The 17,200-nt window shown below is 70.5% G+C and carries 15 protein-coding genes and 1 tRNA gene; 9 read left to right on the top strand and 7 right to left on the bottom strand.

What is annotated here, in order from left to right; translation table 11 throughout:
- Positions 1–5: 5 nt before the first annotated feature.
- The 3 genes from murA to leuC all read right to left on the bottom strand — a co-directional run bounded on the left by murA (position 6) and on the right by leuC (position 3,494).
- On the bottom strand, positions 6–1,373 hold the full coding sequence (gene murA, locus B7W94_RS13060) for a UDP-N-acetylglucosamine 1-carboxyvinyltransferase (protein ID WP_025103310.1): 1,368 nt from the start codon (positions 1,371–1,373) through the stop codon (positions 6–8).
- Between the two features lie 61 nt (positions 1,374–1,434).
- Entirely contained in the window at positions 1,435–2,055 is a 621-nt protein-coding gene (gene leuD / locus B7W94_RS13055; RefSeq protein ID WP_025103309.1) for a 3-isopropylmalate dehydratase small subunit, read from the bottom strand.
- A gap of 2 nt (positions 2,056–2,057) precedes the next feature.
- On the bottom strand, positions 2,058–3,494 hold the full coding sequence (gene leuC / locus B7W94_RS13050; RefSeq protein WP_085606988.1) for a 3-isopropylmalate dehydratase large subunit: 1,437 nt from the start codon (positions 3,492–3,494) through the stop codon (positions 2,058–2,060).
- Positions 3,495–3,682: 188 nt separating this feature from the next.
- On the opposite strand from leuC, the gene B7W94_RS13045 reads away from it, so the two are divergent.
- Together B7W94_RS13045 and B7W94_RS13040 are read left to right on the top strand one after the other, a co-directional pair.
- On the top strand, positions 3,683–4,978 hold the full coding sequence (locus B7W94_RS13045) for an O-acetylhomoserine aminocarboxypropyltransferase/cysteine synthase family protein (protein ID WP_085606986.1): 1,296 nt from the start codon (positions 3,683–3,685) through the stop codon (positions 4,976–4,978).
- Positions 4,975–6,288 (top strand): LLM class flavin-dependent oxidoreductase, encoded by a 1,314-nt coding sequence (locus B7W94_RS13040; RefSeq protein ID WP_085606984.1) that lies wholly within the window; start codon positions 4,975–4,977, stop codon positions 6,286–6,288. Before B7W94_RS13045 ends, B7W94_RS13040 begins: the two co-directional genes overlap by 4 nt.
- Before the next feature lie 16 nt (positions 6,289–6,304).
- Here the strand turns inward: B7W94_RS13040 and B7W94_RS13035 are convergent, their stop codons facing one another.
- Entirely contained in the window at positions 6,305–7,312 is a 1,008-nt protein-coding gene (locus B7W94_RS13035; protein ID WP_085606982.1) for a TerC/Alx family metal homeostasis membrane protein, read from the bottom strand.
- Positions 7,313–7,579: 267 nt separating this feature from the next.
- Here B7W94_RS13035 and B7W94_RS13030 point away from each other — a divergent pair, with 267 nt between their 5' ends.
- The 4 genes from B7W94_RS13030 to B7W94_RS13015 all read left to right on the top strand — a co-directional run bounded on the left by B7W94_RS13030 (position 7,580) and on the right by B7W94_RS13015 (position 11,076).
- Positions 7,580–8,137 carry an RNA polymerase sigma factor gene (locus B7W94_RS13030; RefSeq protein WP_085606980.1) on the top strand — a complete coding sequence of 186 codons (558 nt, stop codon included), beginning with the start codon at positions 7,580–7,582 and terminating at the stop codon, positions 8,135–8,137.
- On the top strand, positions 8,134–9,222 hold the full coding sequence (locus B7W94_RS13025; RefSeq protein WP_085606978.1) for a DUF4349 domain-containing protein: 1,089 nt from the start codon (positions 8,134–8,136) through the stop codon (positions 9,220–9,222). The genes B7W94_RS13030 and B7W94_RS13025 overlap by 4 nt, the downstream gene beginning before the upstream one ends.
- 64 nt (positions 9,223–9,286) lie before the next feature.
- Positions 9,287–9,835: a winged helix-turn-helix domain-containing protein gene (locus tag B7W94_RS13020; protein ID WP_085606976.1), complete on the top strand. Its 549-nt coding sequence runs from the start codon at positions 9,287–9,289 to the stop codon at positions 9,833–9,835.
- Positions 9,835–11,076: an MFS transporter gene (locus tag B7W94_RS13015; protein ID WP_085606974.1), complete on the top strand. Its 1,242-nt coding sequence runs from the start codon at positions 9,835–9,837 to the stop codon at positions 11,074–11,076. Before B7W94_RS13020 ends, B7W94_RS13015 begins: the two co-directional genes overlap by 1 nt.
- A 61-nt stretch (positions 11,077–11,137) precedes the next feature.
- On the opposite strand, the gene B7W94_RS13010 is transcribed toward B7W94_RS13015, so the two are convergent.
- Positions 11,138–11,210 (bottom strand) — tRNA-Glu (locus B7W94_RS13010).
- A gap of 151 nt (positions 11,211–11,361) precedes the next feature.
- Between B7W94_RS13010 and B7W94_RS13005 the strand changes: the two genes are divergently transcribed.
- From B7W94_RS13005 to B7W94_RS12995, 3 genes are all read left to right on the top strand, one after another.
- Complete coding sequence (locus tag B7W94_RS13005) at positions 11,362–12,000, top strand: MBL fold metallo-hydrolase (RefSeq protein WP_085606972.1); 639 nt, start codon at positions 11,362–11,364, stop codon at positions 11,998–12,000.
- Complete coding sequence (locus tag B7W94_RS13000) at positions 11,997–12,539, top strand: GNAT family N-acetyltransferase (protein WP_274543239.1); 543 nt, start codon at positions 11,997–11,999, stop codon at positions 12,537–12,539. The genes B7W94_RS13005 and B7W94_RS13000 overlap by 4 nt, the downstream gene beginning before the upstream one ends.
- Positions 12,540–12,637: 98 nt before the next feature.
- Positions 12,638–13,564, top strand: a complete 927-nt coding sequence (locus B7W94_RS12995) for a S1 family peptidase (protein ID WP_238695577.1) — start codon at positions 12,638–12,640, stop codon at positions 13,562–13,564.
- Between the two features lie 22 nt (positions 13,565–13,586).
- On the opposite strand, the gene pepN is transcribed toward B7W94_RS12995, so the two are convergent.
- Together pepN and B7W94_RS12985 are read right to left on the bottom strand one after the other, a co-directional pair.
- Positions 13,587–16,070 carry an aminopeptidase N gene (pepN, locus tag B7W94_RS12990; protein WP_085606970.1) on the bottom strand — a complete coding sequence of 828 codons (2,484 nt, stop codon included), beginning with the start codon at positions 16,068–16,070 and terminating at the stop codon, positions 13,587–13,589.
- 49 nt (positions 16,071–16,119) lie between these two features.
- The gene (locus tag B7W94_RS12985) at positions 16,120–17,130 is read right to left on the bottom strand and encodes a DNA topoisomerase IB (protein WP_062634787.1); all 1,011 of its coding nucleotides are present in this window, start codon (positions 17,128–17,130) and stop codon (positions 16,120–16,122) included.
- Positions 17,131–17,200: the final 70 nt, after the last annotated feature.

Raw genomic sequence — 17,200 nt, 5'->3', positions numbered from 1 at the left:
CGGGCTCACCGGAGGACGTCGAAGTCGGCGCCGAGCGCGTCGAGCTTGGCGAGGAACTTCTCGTATCCGCGACTCAGGATGTCGACGCCCGACACCTTCGACTCGCCGGTGGCCGTCAGCGCCGCGATCACGTGGCTGTAGCCGCCGCGCAGGTCCGGCACCACGATGTCGGCGCCGTGCAGGGGCGTGGGACCGGTGATGACGGCAGCCTGCTCCAGGTCACGACGCGGGACGCGCCGCGGGCCGTCCTGCAGGCCGCGCGGATGCACGACGATGTCGGCCCCCATCTTGACCAGTGCCTCGGTGAAGCCCATCCGGTTCTCGTACACGGTCTCGTGCACGACCGAGCGGCCGTGCGCCTGGGTGAGGGCGACCACGAGCGGCTGCTGCCAGTCGGTCATGAAGCCCGGGTGCACGTCGGTCTCGATCACGACCGGCTTGATGTCGCCGTCGCGGCGGAAGAGGATGCCGTCCTCCTGGATGTCGAACCAGCCGCCCGCCTTGCGGAAGACGTTGAGGAAGGTGAGCATCTCCTGCTGCTTGGCGCCGCCGACGAAGATCTCGCCGTCCGTGGCCAGAGCGGCCGAGGCCCACGAGGCCGCCTCGTTGCGGTCGAAGATCGACCGGTGGTCGTAGCCACGGAGCTTCTCGACGCCCTCGATGAGGATGACGCGGTTCGGCTCGTAGGAGATGATCGCGCCCATCTTCTGCAGGACGGCGATCAGGTCCATGATCTCGGGCTCGATCGCCGCGTTGCGCAGCTCCGTGACGCCCTCGGCGCGGACGGCGGTCAGCAGCACCTGCTCGGTCGCGCCGACGCTCGGGTACGGGAGGTGGATATTCGCCCCGTGCAGACGGGTTCCTCCCGTGGAGAGGCGGATGCCGCTCGGGAGCTTCTCGACGATCGCGCCGAACTTGCGCAGCGCGTCCAGGTGGAAGTCGATCGGACGGTCCCCGATGCGGCACCCGCCGAGGTCGGGGATGAAGGCCTGGCCGAGGCGGTGCAGCAGCGGGCCGCAGAACAGGATCGGGATCCGGGAGGCGCCCGCGTGGGCGTCGATCTCCTCGAAGTGGGCCGACTCGACATCGCTGGGGTCGAACACCAGGGAGCCGGGCTCGTCGCCCTCCGACACGCGGACGCCGTGCACCTCGAGCAGCGAGCGCACCACGGCGACGTCGCTGATGGCCGGCACGTCGCGCAGGACGCTCGTGGTCTCCCCGAGCAGGGACGCGACCATCGCCTTGGTGGCGAGGTTTTTCGCGCCCTTCACGTCGACCCGTCCGCGCAGCGGACGACCTCCGCGGATGGCGAGGACGTCTCCGGTCAGCGCGGGGACGTCGTCGGAGAGAGCGTCGCGCACGGGTGTCGTCATTCGGGGCCTCACTTCATTCATCGGGGGCGGGGTTACCCCTGGCTCCCCCGCCCCCTCCGTCTCACTGGACGGGGAGGGTCCGCGGCCGCCACGACTCGCGACGGGCCTCGAACTGCGCGATCTTGTCTTCGTTGCGCAGCGTGAGCCCGATGTCATCGAGCCCTTCGAGGAGCCGCCATCTAGTGTAATCGTCGATCCCGATGTCGGCCTGGAAGCGGGCCTCCGCGCCCCCGGTGGGGTCGCCGATGGCGGCGGTGCGCGCCTCGAGGTCGACGGTCATGCGCGCGCCGGGATCGGCGTCCATGATCGCCCAGAACCGCTCCAGATCCGCCTCGGAGATGGTCGCCGCGAGGAGGCCCTGCTTGCCCGCGTTGCCGCGGAAGATGTCGGCGAACCTCGGGCTCAGCACGACCTTGAAGCCGAAGTCGCGAAGGGCCCAGACGGCGTGCTCACGGCTGGAACCGGTGCCGAAGTCCGGCCCGGCGACGAGGACGGAGGCCCCCTGATACGGCGCCTGGTTGAGCACGAACTCCGGGTCCTGCCGCCAGCCGTGGAACAGCGCGTCCTCGAAGCCCGTCTTGGTGACGCGCTTGAGGAACACCGCGGGGATGATCTGGTCGGTGTCGACGTTCGACCGCTTCAGCGGCGCGGCGATGCCCGTGTGGGTGGTGAACTTCTCCATGGTCAGGCCTCCAGATCGCTCGGGCTGGACAGGGTGCCGCGGATGGCGGTCGCCGCCGCGACGAGCGGCGACACGAGGTGCGTGCGGCCGCCCTTGCCCTGGCGCCCTTCGAAGTTGCGGTTCGAGGTGGAGGCGCAGCGCTCCCCCGGGGCGAGCTGATCGGGGTTCATGCCGAGGCACATCGAGCATCCTGCGAAGCGCCACTCCGCTCCGAAGTCCTTGATGACCTGATCCAGGCCCTCGGCCTCGGCCTCCAGTCGCACGCGGGCGGAGCCGGGGACGACCATCACCCGGACGCCGTCGGCCTTCTTCTTGCCCTGGATGATGGAGGCGAACGCCCGGAGGTCCTCGATGCGGCTGTTCGTGCACGAGCCCATGAACACCGCGTCGACCGGCACTTCCTTCAGGGGCGTGCCCGGCGTCAGGTCCATGTACTCCAGCGCCCGCTCGGCGGCGACCCGCTCGTTCGGGTCGGCGATCTCCGCCGGGTTCGGCACCGAGGCGGAGAGCGAGCTGCCCTGGCCGGGGTTCGTCCCCCACGTCACGAACGGCTCCAGCTCGTCGGCGTCGATGAAGACCTCGGCATCGAAGGTGGCGCCCTCGTCGGTCGGCAGCGTGCGCCAGTAGGCGACCGCGTCGTCCCAGTCCTGGCCCTTCGGCGCGTGCGGACGCCCCTCGAGGTAGGCGAACGTCGTCTCGTCCGGAGCCACCATGCCGGCGCGGGCGCCCGCCTCGATCGACATGTTGCAGATCGTCATGCGGCCCTCCATGGAGAGCGCGCGGATCGCGCTGCCGCGGTACTCGAGCACGTAGCCCTGACCGCCGCCGGTGCCGATCTTGGCGATCACGGCGAGGATGATGTCCTTCGCCGTGACGCCGGGACGCAGCGTGCCCTCGACGTTGATGGCCATCGTCTTGAACGGCTTCAGCGGCAGCGTCTGGGTCGCCATGACGTGCTCGACCTCGCTGGTGCCGATGCCGAACGCCATCGCGCCGAACGCGCCGTGCGTGGACGTGTGCGAGTCGCCGCAGACCACGGTGATCCCGGGCATGGTGAGGCCGAGCTGCGGGCCGACGACGTGGACGATCCCCTGCTCCGCGTCCCCCAGTGAGTGCAGACGCACGCCGAACTCGGCGGCGTTGCGGCGCAGCGTCTCGATCTGCGTGCGGCTGGTCAGGTCGGCGATGGGCTTGTCGATCTCCCACGTCGGCGTGTTGTGGTCCTCCGTGGCGATGGTCAGGTCGAGCCGGCGGAGCGGCCGTCCCTCGCTGCGGAGGCCGTCGAAGGCCTGCGGGCTGGTGACCTCGTGCACGAGGTGCAGGTCGATGTAGATGAGGTCGGGCTGGCCGTCCTCGCCCTTGACGACGAGGTGGTCGTCCCAGACCTTCTCGGCGAGCGTCCTGGGGCGTGCGGAATCCGCACCGGCGGTGGTGGTCATGGCGTGTCTCCTGTGGATGGCGGTTCGGCCCACGATGGACTCCGCGACGAGGAGGGGCTCAGATCGAGGTCTCGCCGCGGCCGCTAAGAAGGAGCACGGTCCGCATGACGTCAGGTTACCACCGCTCGGACACGCCGAGACACGCCGTGACACTCTGTTGCTCACCCGATCGACCGAGAGGCCCCCGCATGACCGTCGAGACCGCCCGCTTCGCCACCCGCGCCGTCCACGCCGCGAGAGGCCGAGCCGCTGCCGCCTCCCGTGTGACGCCGATCTACCTGACGGCCGGGTTCGAGTTCGACGACTTCGATCACGCCGCCGACCACTTCGGCACCGGCACCGGATTCGGGTACACCCGCACCGGCAACCCCACGGTGCACGCGGTGGAGCGGCAGCTCGCGAGCCTGGAGTCCGGTGCCGACGCCGTGCTCGTGGCCAGCGGACAGGCCGCGGTGACCACCGCTCTGCTCTCGGTCGTGGGGGCGGGCGACCACATCGTCTCCTCGACCCACATCTACGAGGGCACCCGCGGGCTGTTCCTGGACAACCTCGCCCGCCTCGGCATCGAGACGACGTTCGTGGACGACATCGCCGACGCGGATGCCTGGCGGGAGGCCGTACGCCCGACGACCAGGGCGCTGTTCGCGGAGTCGCTCGCCAACGCCCGCAACGACGTGCTCGACGTGGCGGCGGTGAGCGCCGTGGCCGACGAGATCGCCGTCCCCCTGATCGTCGACAACACCCTGGCCACGCCCGCCCTCCTCCGGCCGCTGGAGCACGGCGCGGCCATCGTCGTGCACTCCGCGTCGAAGTTCCTCGCGGGCCAGGGCGCGGTGCTCGGCGGCGTGGTGATCGACGACGGCCGGTTCGATGCGGAGCGCGCCGGGCACAACGCCCCGCACCTCGTGCTGCCGGGGCGGGGCGGCGCACCCAGCGTCTTCGCCCGGCACGGCGGCCGCGCACGCATCGGATACGCCAGGGAGTCGGTGGCTCCGCGGTTCGGTGCCTCGCCCTCGCCCCTCAACGCGTTCCTCATCGGCCAGGGCACCGAGACGCTCAGCCTGCGCGTGGAGCGCCAGTCGCAGAACGCCCTCGCCGTCGCACGCTGGCTCGCCGCACACGACGCCGTGGAGAGCGTGGACTACGTCGGCCTGCCCTCGCATCCTCACCACGAGACCGCGCTGCGCTACCTCGACGGCGGATTCGGCTCCATCTTCACCTTCACGCTGCGCGGCGGTCTCCCAGCGGCCCGTCGCTTCGTGGAGGAGGTGTCCGTGTTCACCCACATGACGCACATCGGCGACGTGCGGTCGCTCGTGCTGCACCCCGGCACGACCAGCCACGCGCAGCGCACCGACGAGGAGCGTCGGATCCTCGGCGTCGGCCCCGGCACGCTGCGGCTGTCGATCGGCATCGAGGATGTCGACGACCTGATCGGCGACCTCGCGCGGGTGCTCGAGAGCGTCAGGGAGACGGTGGCATGAGCCGCCTGCAGCACTTCGGGTGGTTCCTCGCCCGAGGCTTCGGTCCTCAGGGGTGGGGATATCCGTCCCTGGACTGGGACTACGACTGGACGCGACCGGAGGTCTACCAGGAAGCCGCCCGCACCCTGGAGCAGGCCGGTTTCGACCTCGTGATCATCGAGGACAGCCCCTCGCTCGGCTCGGCGGACACGATCGACCTGCGCGTGCGTCATGCGTTCGGCGGCCCGAAGCACGATCCCCTGCTGCTCGCACCGTACCTCTTCCAGGCGACCCGTCATCTCGGGGTGGTGCCCACCGTGAACCCCGCGGCCTCGCTGCCCTACACCTCGGCCCGGCAGTTCGCGACCCTGCAGCACCTGAGCGGGCACCGGCTCGGCCTCAACGTGGTCACCGACACCGGCAGCGCCCGGCACTTCTCGGCGGCCCCGCAACTCGGCCATGACGAGGCGTACGACCGTGCCGAGGAATGGCTCGCCGGCATCCGCGCGCTCTGGCGGAGCTGGGACGACGGTGCGCTGGTCGCCGATCCCGTCTCCGGGGTCTACGCGGACGGCACGCGCATGCGTCCGGTGCAGCACCGCGGCCCCCACTACGACTTCGACGGCCCTCTGAACGCCCTGCCCTTCACGGACGGCGAGCCGGCCATCGTCTCCCCCGGCGGCTCCGGGCGCGGCCTGGCGTTCGCGGGGGCGAACTCGGACGTCCAGCTGGCGCTCGCTCCCCTGCACGAGAAGTCGGTGCGGGAGTATCGGCAGCGGGTGCACGACGCGGCTCTCGCCCGCGGACGCCGGGCCGAGGACGTCAAGATCCTCTTCGCGATCCAGCCCGTGATCACGGCGTCCGCCGAGGAGGCCGACCGGATCGTGGCCGCTTCCGCACACCCGGACGACGCCGCACTCGCGCAGATCGCCCGGAAGCAGTCGAGTGATCTGGAGACCGATCTCACGACCCTCGATCTGGACCGCCCCCTCGACACGTCGATCTTCGGAGCGCACGTCTCCCGCGGCAGCATCCAGCGCCTGATCGGCGATCGGGGCGAGGACGCCCCGCTCCGCGCGCACTTGACCGCACTCGCCCGCACCGGCCGCCTGCGCGACCGCAGCGGCTTCGTGGGCACCGCGGAGGAGTTCGCCGATCTCGTCGAGGAACTCGGCGAGTGGGGCAACGACGGCGTACTACTCTGGGGCGACTTCCATCCCGTGACCCTGCACCGCACCCTCGACGAGCTGGTGCCGATCCTCCGCCGCCGCGGGCTCCTCCGCCGCGAGTACGCGGACGGCGGCCTGCAGGCGAATCTGCAGGCGTTCTGACCCGCTCCGCGCGGACTCAGTCGCCGACCGGGATGGTGCGCTTCTCGGCGCGCTTCTCCCGGGACGAGGCGATCAGGCTCGCGATCGTCGCGACCGTCATCGACACGAGGATCACGGCGAGCGACACCATGTTGTCGATGTCCGGCACCCATTCCACGTGCTCACCGCCGTTGATGAACGGGAGCTCGTTGACGTGCAGCGCGTGCAGGATCAGCTTGATGCCGATGAACCCGAGGATCACGGCGATGCCGTAGTGCAGGTAGCGGAGGCGGTCCAGGAGGTCGCCGAGGAGGAAGTAGAGCTGGCGCAGCCCCATGAGCGCGAAGATGTTGGCGGCGAAGACGAGAAAGCCGTTGGTCGTGATCTCGAAGATCGCGGGGATCGAGTCGATCGCGAAGATGAGGTCGGTGACGCCGATCGTGATGAACACGATGATCATCGGCGTCCACATCCGCTTCCCGTCGACGGTCGTGCGGATCTTCGAGCCGTCGTAGGTCTCGCTGATGTCGATCCGGCGGCGGAGCAGCCGGACGATGAAGTTCTCACGCTTGACGTCGTCCTCGTGCTCGCCTTCCGGCATCGCCTGCCGGATGGCGGTGTAGACGAGGAAGGCGCCGAACAGGTAGAAGATCGGCGAGAAGTTCTCGATGATCGTCACGCCGACGAGGATGAACAGCCCGCGCAGGACCAGCGCGATGATGATCCCGACCATCAGCACCTGCTGCTGCAGACGTCGCGGCACCGCGAACTGCGCCATGATCAGCACGAAGACGAAGAGGTTGTCGACGGAGAGGCTGTACTCCAGCGCCCACCCGGTGATGAAGTCCCCGGCGTTCCGCCATCCGCCCGCGGTCCCCAGCAGCACCGCGAAGAGCAGGGCGAGACCCACATAGAACACGACCCAGAGGGTCGACTCCTTGGTGGAGGGGATGTGCGGGCGCAGCCGGATGAGGAGCAGGTCGCCGATCAGGATGATCGTGAGGACGACCATCGAGGTGATCTCGAACCAGACGGGGATGTCCACGGGCGCTGTGCACCTTTCGCGAGGGGTCGGGAATGAGTCGAAAGTCTCTCCCCCGCAGATGTGCGGCGCGCGCCCGGAGCAGCGATGTCGGTGCTCGTGATGACGTTACGCGCGGATTCGGGATACTCCCTCTCGCCCGGGCCATGCTACCGGAGGTGGGGGTCATCGGGACGAGGATGTCGACACACGGCGGCGGATCCGCATCCTTGCTGAGACGATGGGACATCCGCCGACACTCTCGAGGGAGAGACACCGAACGGAACCAGGATGCCCGGACAGACGAGTGACCAGCGCTGGGCCGCCCAAGCGGCGGCCGGCGATCAGAGCGCGTTCCGCGCGCTGTACCGTGCCCACGTGCGCCCCGTGTACTGGATCGCCCACGGCATCCTGGGCGCCGCCGTCGACGCGGAGGACGTGACGCAGGAGACCTTCGTGGTCGCCTGGCGCAAGCTTCCAGGGCTGGAGCTGCAGGGAGAATCGATCCTCCCCTGGCTCGCGACGATCTGCCGCTTCCAAGCGGCGAACCGTCTGCGTCAGCGGCGCCGCGACCAGGCGCACACGACGGACGCGGCCGACGACCAGCTCCCCGACGTCGTCAGCGTCGAGGACCAGGTGATCACGGCGGCGCTCGCCGCGCGGATCGCCGCGGAGGTGGGCACCCTGAACGAGCTCGACCGGGAGATCTTCCGGCTGTGCGCGTCCGAGGGCTACGCCTATCAGGCCGCCGCCGACGAGCTCGGCGTGACGCACGCCGTCGTCCGGAACCGTCTCTCGCGCGTGCGCACCCAGCTGCGCGGCGCCGTCAAGGAAGTGAGGGACGCATGAACGACCAGACCCCGCAGCAGAGCCTCCCGCCCGTGTCCGACGCGACCGTCGCGCGGATCGAGGACGCCGTCTTCAGCGAGATCCAGGGTGAGCGGCCGCCGGTTCCGCCGCGCGCAGAGCGCGCCAGGAGACGTCGACGCCGGTGCCTCACGGCCGGCGGGATCGCGGCGGCCTTCGTCGTCGGGGTCCTGGTGACGCCGCCGATCCTCGGTGCCGTGGGAGGCGGCGGCTCGTCCGTATCCACCGCGGACGGCGTCGTGGGCTGGTCGACCGACGAGGCGGGCTCGGCCGTGCCGGACCGGGCCGTCGAAGGGGCGACCCTCCCTGGGGCCGTCGGATCGGACGCGGCGGCATCCGCCGAGGATGCCAGGGAGATCGTCGCCACGGCCCAGGCTTCTCTGCGGGTGAAGGACATCGCCGATGCCGCCGCCGCCATCGGCGACCTCGCTGTCGAACACGGCGGCTACGTCGAGAGCACCGAGGTCGGTAAGGCGCTCGCGACGGATGCTCCCGCCGAGCGGGTCCCTGCGGATTCCGGGTACGGCTGGATCACGGTCCGCGTCCCCGCCGACGACCTGACCACGGTGATCGCCGCCCTCGGCGACACCGGGGAGGTCCTGTCGTCCTCCGTCACGAAGCAGGACGTCACCGCCACCGCGATCGATCTCCGCGCCCGCGTGGAGTCGACCCGCGCCTCGGTGCAGCGGCTCACGGAGCTCATGAGCCAGTCGGGTTCGGTCGCCGATCTCATCGAGGCCGAGGTCGCACTCACCGATCGCCAGGCGCAGCTCGAGTCGTACGAACAGCAGCTCGCCGCACTGGAGGATCAGGTGGCCCTGTCGTCCCTCACGGTGGAGCTGTCGCGGGCGGACGCTCCGGCCGCAGCGGACCCCGCGGGCTTCGGCGACGGGTTGCGGGCCGGATGGAATGGTCTGGTCGTCTCGCTCAACGCCCTGGTGATCGCGTTCGGCTTCCTCCTCCCCTGGCTCGCGGTGGCCGCTGTCGTCGTCCTGGTCGTCTGGCTCGTCCGCCGCGGCCGACGGCGCCGGAGGGCCGCGTCCGCTGAGCCCCGCGCGGAAGACTAACCCGACTTTCCGCGGTATACAAGAAGTCTTGTGCGTCTCCGAACCGCTGCATAGCCTTCGGGGCGTGGAAGACATCTCCGTGATCACCGCCGTGCACCATCCGCTGCGGCGTCGCATCTACGACCACCTCCTGCTCTACGGCACGTCGCAGGTGACGGCGATCGCCCGCGCGCTCGACAGCCAGGTCGGCAGCATCAGCCATCACCTCCGGATGCTGGAGCGCGCCGGGATCGTCGCGCGTGCCCCCGACCCGACCGGCGATCGGCGCACGAGCTGGTGGACCGTCGCACGACGCGGCCTCACTTGGTCGGTGGAGGACTTCGCCGACTCCCCCGCCGATGCGCTCCTCGCCAGGGAGGCACAACGCCAGGGCATCCGTATGCAGATCGATCGTCTGCAGCGCTGGCATCGCCGACGAGGCGATCCCGCCGTGGCTGACTACGACGCCTCCAACACGGAGGCCACCGCCTGGGCGACCCCGGACGAGCTGCGCGATCTCTCCGCACGCGTCCTGCAGGCGCTGCGGGACTGGCAGGCATCGATCGACGAGGACGACGGCCAGGAGCGCACGCCCGTGTTCTTCTTCGCCCACGCGTTCCCCACGGAACCGTGATGACCGCACTCACCCCGCCCCTCGAGCTCTCGGCCCCTCCTCCGTTCCGGCGCGACCGGATGGTGCACGCGTGGATCGGCGTGAAGGCCCTGTCCGATGCCGGCGACGCCGTGTGGACGATCGCGGTGGCGTGGACGGCCGTGCAGATCGCCTCCCCCGCCGTCGCCGGACTCATCGTCGCCGCCGGCACGATTCCGCGCGCCATGGTCCTGCTCTTCGGCGGAGTCATCGCGGATCGCGCCGACGCCCGCCGGGTGATGATGGTCTGCAACGCGGCGCGTGTGGGCGTGCTCGTCGCCGCTGCCGTGTGGACGGTCTCGCAGGCGCCGACCGTGCCCGTCCTGCTCGCCGCCGCCGTGGCGTTCGGGGTGTGCGACGCGTTCTACGAGCCCTCGGCCGGCACCATCGGGCGACAGCTGGTGCGCACGGACGATCTCCCCTCCTACGCGGCTGTCATCCAGACGGCATCACGCCTGGGCACGATGGGCGGCGCCGCGCTGGGCGGCCTGCTCGTCGCGCAGGCCGGTCTCGCGGGGAGCGCATCGGCGAACGCGGTGACCTTCGCCCTCGTCGTCGGATTCCTGGCGATCGCCCTGCGCCCGCGGTTCCGGCTCGCCCGGGCCCCGCGCACGTCGTCCCTGCGCGCGATCGGCGCGGCGTTCGCCCACCTCGGGGCGAACCCCACGACGCGCACGCTCGTCATCGCCCTCTCCGGGCTCAACCTCGCGGTCGGGCCGGCCGTCGGCATCGGCCTCGCCCTGCGGGCGCACGCCGAAGGCTGGGGAGCTCCCGCGGTCGGCCTGTTCGAGGGCCTCCTCGGCCTCGGTGCCGCCGTGGGGGCTGCCGCGGTCGCGAGATGGCGGCCGCACCACGAGGCGCGGAGCGGATTCGGCGCTCTCCTCGTCCAGGGAGCGGGCATCGTCGCGCTCGGGTTCGGCCCCGTCTGGACGGTGGCCGTCGCCGCGGCTGTGGTCGGTGCCACCGCGGGATACGCCTCCGTGTTGCTGAGCGCGACGTTCGCCGCGACGGTGGACACCGCGTTCCTCGGTCGGATGGGCTCCCTCACCCGGCTCGGCGACGACTGCCTGATGCCGCTCGCGATGGCGGGCTTCGGCGCACTCGCCTCCCTCACCGCCGTCTGGGTGCCGTTCGTCGTGGCCGGTGGCGCGATGATGACGCTCATGCTCGTGCCGCTCCGGGCCCGCGCGTTCCGGACCCTGTCGCTGCGCGCGGACGACTGACGCGCACGGTCGGGAACGACGAAAGCCCCCCGGAGAACCGGAGGGCTTTCGTCGTGTTGTGTGACCCCAGCGGGATTCGAACCCGCGTTACCGCCGTGAGAGGGCGGCGTACTAGGCCGCTATACGATGGGGCCGTCTTGCGGAACTTTTCCGTTCCGCGACAACCGTTCAAGTATGCCACGGCGATTCTCACTGCGCCAAATCGAGGCCGCTTCACCCCAGATCCCGGGCGTGGCGCGCCGATTTCCGTTTGCCGCAGACCCCGGGAAGGAGTTGACTCTTCTCATGCGCGTCACCAAGTTCGAACATGCCACCCTTCGCCTGGACCAGAACGACGACACCCTCCTGATCGATCCGGGATCCTTCACCGCCCCGCTGCACGATCTCAGCGGACTGGTCGCCATCGTGCTCACGCACGAGCACCCCGACCACTGGACGCCGGAGCACCTCGACCGGATCCTCCGCGCGGCCCCAGGCACCCCCATCTTCGGACCGGAGGGCGTGGCGAAGGCGGCGGAGGGCTACGAGGTCACCGTCGTCTCCCCCGGCGACACCGTGGAGGTCGGCGCCTTCACCCTGCGCTTCTTCGGCGGCACGCACGCGGTGATCCACTCGTCGATCCCGACCATCGACAACGTGGGCGTGCTCGTCAACGACACGTTCTACTACCCCGGCGACTCCTATGCGGTGCCCGAGGGCGTCGAGGTCGGCACCCTCGCCGCGCCGCTCGGAGCCCCGTGGCTCAAGATCGGGGAAGCCATCGACTACGTGCTCGCCGTGAAGCCCCGCCGCGCGTTCGGCACGCACGACATGACCCTGTCCGTGGTCGGCAAGAACATGCACCGCCAGCGGCTGCAGTGGGCGACCGAGCAGGGCGGCGGCGAGTTCCTCGTGCTCGAACCCGGCGACGCCGTGGATCTGTGACCGCACCGCGACGCCTCCTGCCCGCCCCGACGCCGCGGCTCGCCTTCCGGGAGATGACCGCCGACGACCTCGACGAGATGGCGGCGCTCCTCGGGGATCCGGAAGTCATGGCCTACTACCCGGCGCCGAAGTCGCGAACCGAAGCCGCCGCGTGGATCGCGCGCATGCAGCAGCGCTACCGCGAGGACGGCCACGGTCTCTGGATCATCGAGACGCACGACGGGGAGTTCCTCGGCGACTGCGGTCTCACCTGGCAGTCGGTGAACGACTCCCCCGTCCTCGAAGTCGGCTATCACGTCCGCGCCGACCGCCAGCGGCGCGGCTATGCGACCGAGGCGGCGCGCGCCTGCGTCGACCTCGTCGCGCAGACGTTCGCGCCGATACTCCTCACCGCCATCATCCACCCCGAGAACCAGGCGTCACGAGGCGTGGCGGAGAAGCTCGGCATGAGCCACATCGCCGATGACCACGCCCATCCATGGATCGTGCGGACCGTGATGGGCATGACCGTGGAGGACGCGGCCGGCCGCGCCTCCTGACTGCGGGCCAGGATACCGGGGCACTCTTGCTCCGGTCGTGACCGGATGCTGTACTGGGCGCTCGTAACGTGTTACCTGTCACGAAAGGAACAGTCCTCATGATGATGACCGGAGTTCACCAGAGCAGGAAGAGGATCGGGCTCGCCCTCGCCGGCGTCGCCCTCGTCGCGTCCGGCCTCGTCGGCACGACGGCGGCGACGGCACGGGCGGACGACGATTTCGGCGACCGCGAGGAACGGGCCAGCTCGCGGATCATCGGAGGCACGGCGGTGCCGAACGACGCCTATCCGTTCATGGCGTCCCTCCAGTTCGCCGGCGAGGCCTTCTGTGGCGGCTCGCTGGTGGCGCCGCGCGTCGTGATGACCGCCGCGCATTGCGTCACGGGCGCCGACCCCCTCAGCGGGCTCCCGGTGCCCGACGTGGACGGAGTGACGGTGACGGTCGGCCGCACCGTGCTGTCCGACGGCAGTCAGGGTCAGGATCGCGGTCTCGCCGGCGCGGACGCCGGCGGCCCGGTCGTCGTGCACCCGCGGTACCTCCAGGGGGATGAGGCCTACGACCTCGCCTTCGTGACGCTCGACCGCCCGGTCTCGGGCATCGTGCCCGTGAAGCTGCCCACCAAGGGGACGGACGCCCTCCTCCGTCCTGGACAGTCGGCGACGGTCATCGGCTGGGGCAACACCGACACCGCTCTCGGGAACTTCCCGGACCGGCTCCGTCAGGTCCAGGTGCCGATGCTCGCGACGGAGGAGTGCGAGCTCAGCTACGACTCCTTCCGCCCGGGAGTGAACATGTGTGCCGGCGTCGTCGGCAAGGACTCCTGCCAGGGAGACAGCGGCGGGCCGCTTTTCCGCCGACCTCCGGCGCGCGACACCGCCTACCAGATCGGCGTCGTGTCCTACGGGGACGGCTGCGGCGAGCAGGGCGCGCCAGGGGTGTACGTGTCGCTGAGCTCCGCAGACCTCTGGGACACGCTGGCAGAGTCCCCTGAGGGCAAGGCCATCGCGAAGAGCCTGAGGCGTTGACCGCTGCCGGGATCGCTGTCGGTCAGCCCTGAGCGCCCCGCACCCGCAGGTCACGCGCGAGGTGGTCGCGCTGCTCGATGAGGAGTCGTCGCAGCGCCGCCGGGGCCTCGGGGGTGGCCGACAGCCAGGCATCGACCAGGTCCAGCGAGGACCGCGCGGGGAACAGACCGATCACCAGGCGACGAGCGATCTCGATGCTCCGCTCCGACCACGCGGTCCCGATCCGCTCGAAGTACTCCTCGTCGAAGGACTCGATGAGTTCGCGGCGGCCGCCGGCGCGGAAGCCCCCGATCTCGGCATCGAGGTGGTCGTTGGTGAGCGACCGGTCGTCCCACGCGGCCGTCCAGGCGGCCGCGCGCACCGCCGCGTCGGGGACGGAGGCGCGAGCGCGGCGGGCGGCGGTGCGTCCGTCGCCGGTGTCGTCCCGCTCCTCCTCCGCGGCGATGTCCGCGAGATCGGCGTGGCCGGTCGTCACGAGGGCCGTGAGGAGCTGCCAGCGCAGGTCGGGATCCACGACGAGCCCTTCGGGCACATCGCCGTCGAGCAGGGCACGGACCTCGGCGTGATGGATGTCATCGAAAGCCGAGGCCGCCGCCAGCGCGCGCGCCCAGGAGAGCTGGGCGTCGCTGCCGGCGTCCGCCTGCTGCAGCGTCGACCACGTGGCCTCGGTCCAGGCGCGCTGCTCCGCGTCGCGTCGGTCGTCGCGGACGAAATGCCGCAGCGCGAAAGCGGCGTCGAGGAGCGCTGCGGCCAGCAGACCGCCGTTCGACTCCCGCGGCGCGTGCGCCCGCACGATCGCGACGAAGCGAGCCGCGTCGAGTTCGCCGTCACGGGTGGCGTTCCAGAGCGACGACCACACGAGCGCACGGGCGAGCCGGTCCTCGATGTCGGACAGCGACTCCTCGACGGTGCGGAGGGACCGCTCGTCGAGGCGCGCCTTCGCATAGGTGAGGTCGTCGTCGTTGAGCAGCACGAGATCGGCCTCGGGGAGGTCGATGTCCACGCGCTCCCCGATCAGGTCCAGCTCCCGCTGCTCCCGCCGCACGATGCGGCCATCCACGCGGTCGTACAGCCCGATCCGCAGGCGGTGCGGACGGACGTCATCCTGCACGAGGTGGTGTTCTCCGTCGGCGTCGGTCTCCGTCCAGATCGTCGAGACGCCCGTCGTCTGCAGCCACGCGGCCGCCCAGTCGGTCATGTCCCGGCCGGACACCGCGCTGAGCTCGACGAGGAAGTCGTCGAGAGTGGTGTTGCCGAAGGCGTTGGCGGCGAAGTACCGGCGAGCCCCCTCGAAGAACGCCTCGTCGCCCACGAAGGCGACCAGCTGCTTCAGCACCGACGCGCCCTTGGCGTAGGTGATGCCGTCGAAGTTCAGCTTCGCGGCCTCGAGGTCGGGGATGTCGGCGACGATGGGGTGGGTCGTGGGGAGCTGATCCTGCTGATAGGCCCAGGCCTTGCGACGCATGGCGAACGTCACCCACGCGTCGTGGAACCGGGTGGCCACCGCCGAGGCGTGCGAGCCCATGTAGTCGGCGAACGACTCCTTGAGCCAGAGGTCGTCCCACCACGTCATCGTGACGAGGTCGCCGAACCACATGTGCGCCATCTCGTGGAGGATCGTGTTGGCCCGGCTCGCCCGCTGCGCCTCGGTGGCGGCGCCGCGCGAGAGGTAGCCCTCCGTGAAGGTGACCAGACCGGGATTCTCCATCGCACCGAGGTTGTACTCGGGGACGAAGACCTGGTCGTACTTGCCCCACGGATAGGGATAGGCGAAGGCGTCGGTGAAGAAGTCGAGCCCCTGCCGGGTGACCTCGAGGATCTCGTCGGCCTCGAGGTGATCGACGAGCGAGCGGCGGACGAACACCCCGAGGGCGACCTGCTGCTCGTCTCTGGTCCACTCCCCGTCGACGCGGGCATAGGGGCCGGCCGCGATCGCCGTGATGTAGCTCGAGATCGGCAGGGTGGGGGCGAACTGCACCCGCTGCACGCCGACGCCGAGGTCGACGTGAGCCGGCGACTGGTTCGAGAGCACCTCCCACCCGGACGGCGCGTCGACGACGAAGGTGTACTCAGCCTTCATGTCCGGCTGCTCGAAGCAGGCCATCACCCGGCGGGAGTCCGCGGGCTCGTACTGGGTGTACAGGTAGGTGCGGTCGTCTGCCGGGTCGTGGAACCGGTGCAGACCCTCCCCCGACCGGCTGTAGGCACCGACCGCCTCGACCAGGACGACGTTCGAGGCCGCGAGGCCGTCGATCGTCAGGCGCGCCCCGTCGTAGACGACGTCCCGCTGCTCCCCGTTCACCTCGACGCGGACGACCTCCTCGCCGATGAAGTCCAGCCACGTGCTCTGGACGGTCGCATCGAACTCCAGGACGGTCGTGGTCGGGAACCCCGTGCGCGCTCGCTCCGGGGCTCCGGTCAGGTCCAGCTCGACGCGGATGCGGTGCAGGGTGATCGCAGCGGATCGCGCCGCGGTCTCCTCACGGGTCAGGTTCGCGGTGTGCATCCCCCCATCCTGGCATCTTCCCGGCGACGACCGGGGAGCGTCTGCGCGTTCAGCCGCGCCGCCCCGTTCCTCGCCGGTTGACCTTCCGCGACGTCTCCGGTCCGCCCAGCAGTCGCCGGATCGCCGTCTCCGGCGTCACGTCGAGGTCGAGCGTCCGCCCCCGACCGTACTGCCGGAACACACGGGGATCGATGTAGCTGTTGCGGGCGACCGCGGTCGTGTTGCCGAGGGCGGTCGCCGCCGCCTGCACCGCGAGACGTTCGGCCTGGTTCCGCTGACCGCGGCGGTCGAGGGCTCCGATGCGGGCGAGGGCGTCTGCGGCGATGATCGTGCCGTGCAGCGTCCGGAAGTCCTTGGCCGAGAAGCTGGCCCCGAGCACGTCCTTGAGGTACGTGTTGACCTCGGCGGGCGTGATCTTCACCCGCCGCCGGCCTTTCCGGTACGCCAGGAGGAAGGCGGTCGAGGCGCCGCTCGCGAAGTCGGTGAGGGCTTCGGCGAGGGATTCGTCGGTGATCTCGATCGCGGCGGTCTGTCCGCTCTTCGCCGGGAAGGAGAGGGCGACGTCGCCGCCGTCGATGCGGACGTCGCGGCGGCGGAGCGTGGTCAGGCCCCGGCTGCCGTGACGCGCCAGGTAGCGTTCCGAACCGATCCGCAGCGCGGCGTCGTCGAGGAGGCGGAAGGCGATCGCGAGGGCGCGCTCCTTGGTCTGCCCGTCCTCCTTGAGCGCCTTGGTGACCTGAGCCCGAGCGCTGGGCAGAGCTGCGGCGAGGTCCAGCGCACGGACGAACTTGCGACGGTCGCGGGAGACCCGCCAGAGCGGGTGGTAGAGGTATTGCTTGCGCCCGGCGGTGTCGATCCCGACGGCCTGGATGTGCGCGAGCGGGTCGGCCGCGATCCACACGTCCTGCCATGCCGGCGGGATCACCAGGTCGCTGATGCGTTCGCGATCCGCCTCGGGCGCCGGCTCCCCCGTCGGATCGACGTACCGGAATCCCGAGCTCGTCCGCTTCCGTGTGAAACCCGGGTCCTGGCCGGGTACCACTCGCACCAGTCGCGCCATGCGTCTCTCCTCCCGCCGTGCAGCTCCTCCGAGTGTGGAGTGACCGCGGTCTCGGCGGGAAGGGAGTGGC

Source organism: Microbacterium sp. LEMMJ01 (genome assembly GCF_002114135.1).
In the GTDB taxonomy this organism is placed as follows: domain Bacteria; phylum Actinomycetota; class Actinomycetes; order Actinomycetales; family Microbacteriaceae; genus Microbacterium.
Note: the sequence above shows the minus strand (reverse complement) of the source record. Positions and strands in the feature narration are given on the sequence as shown.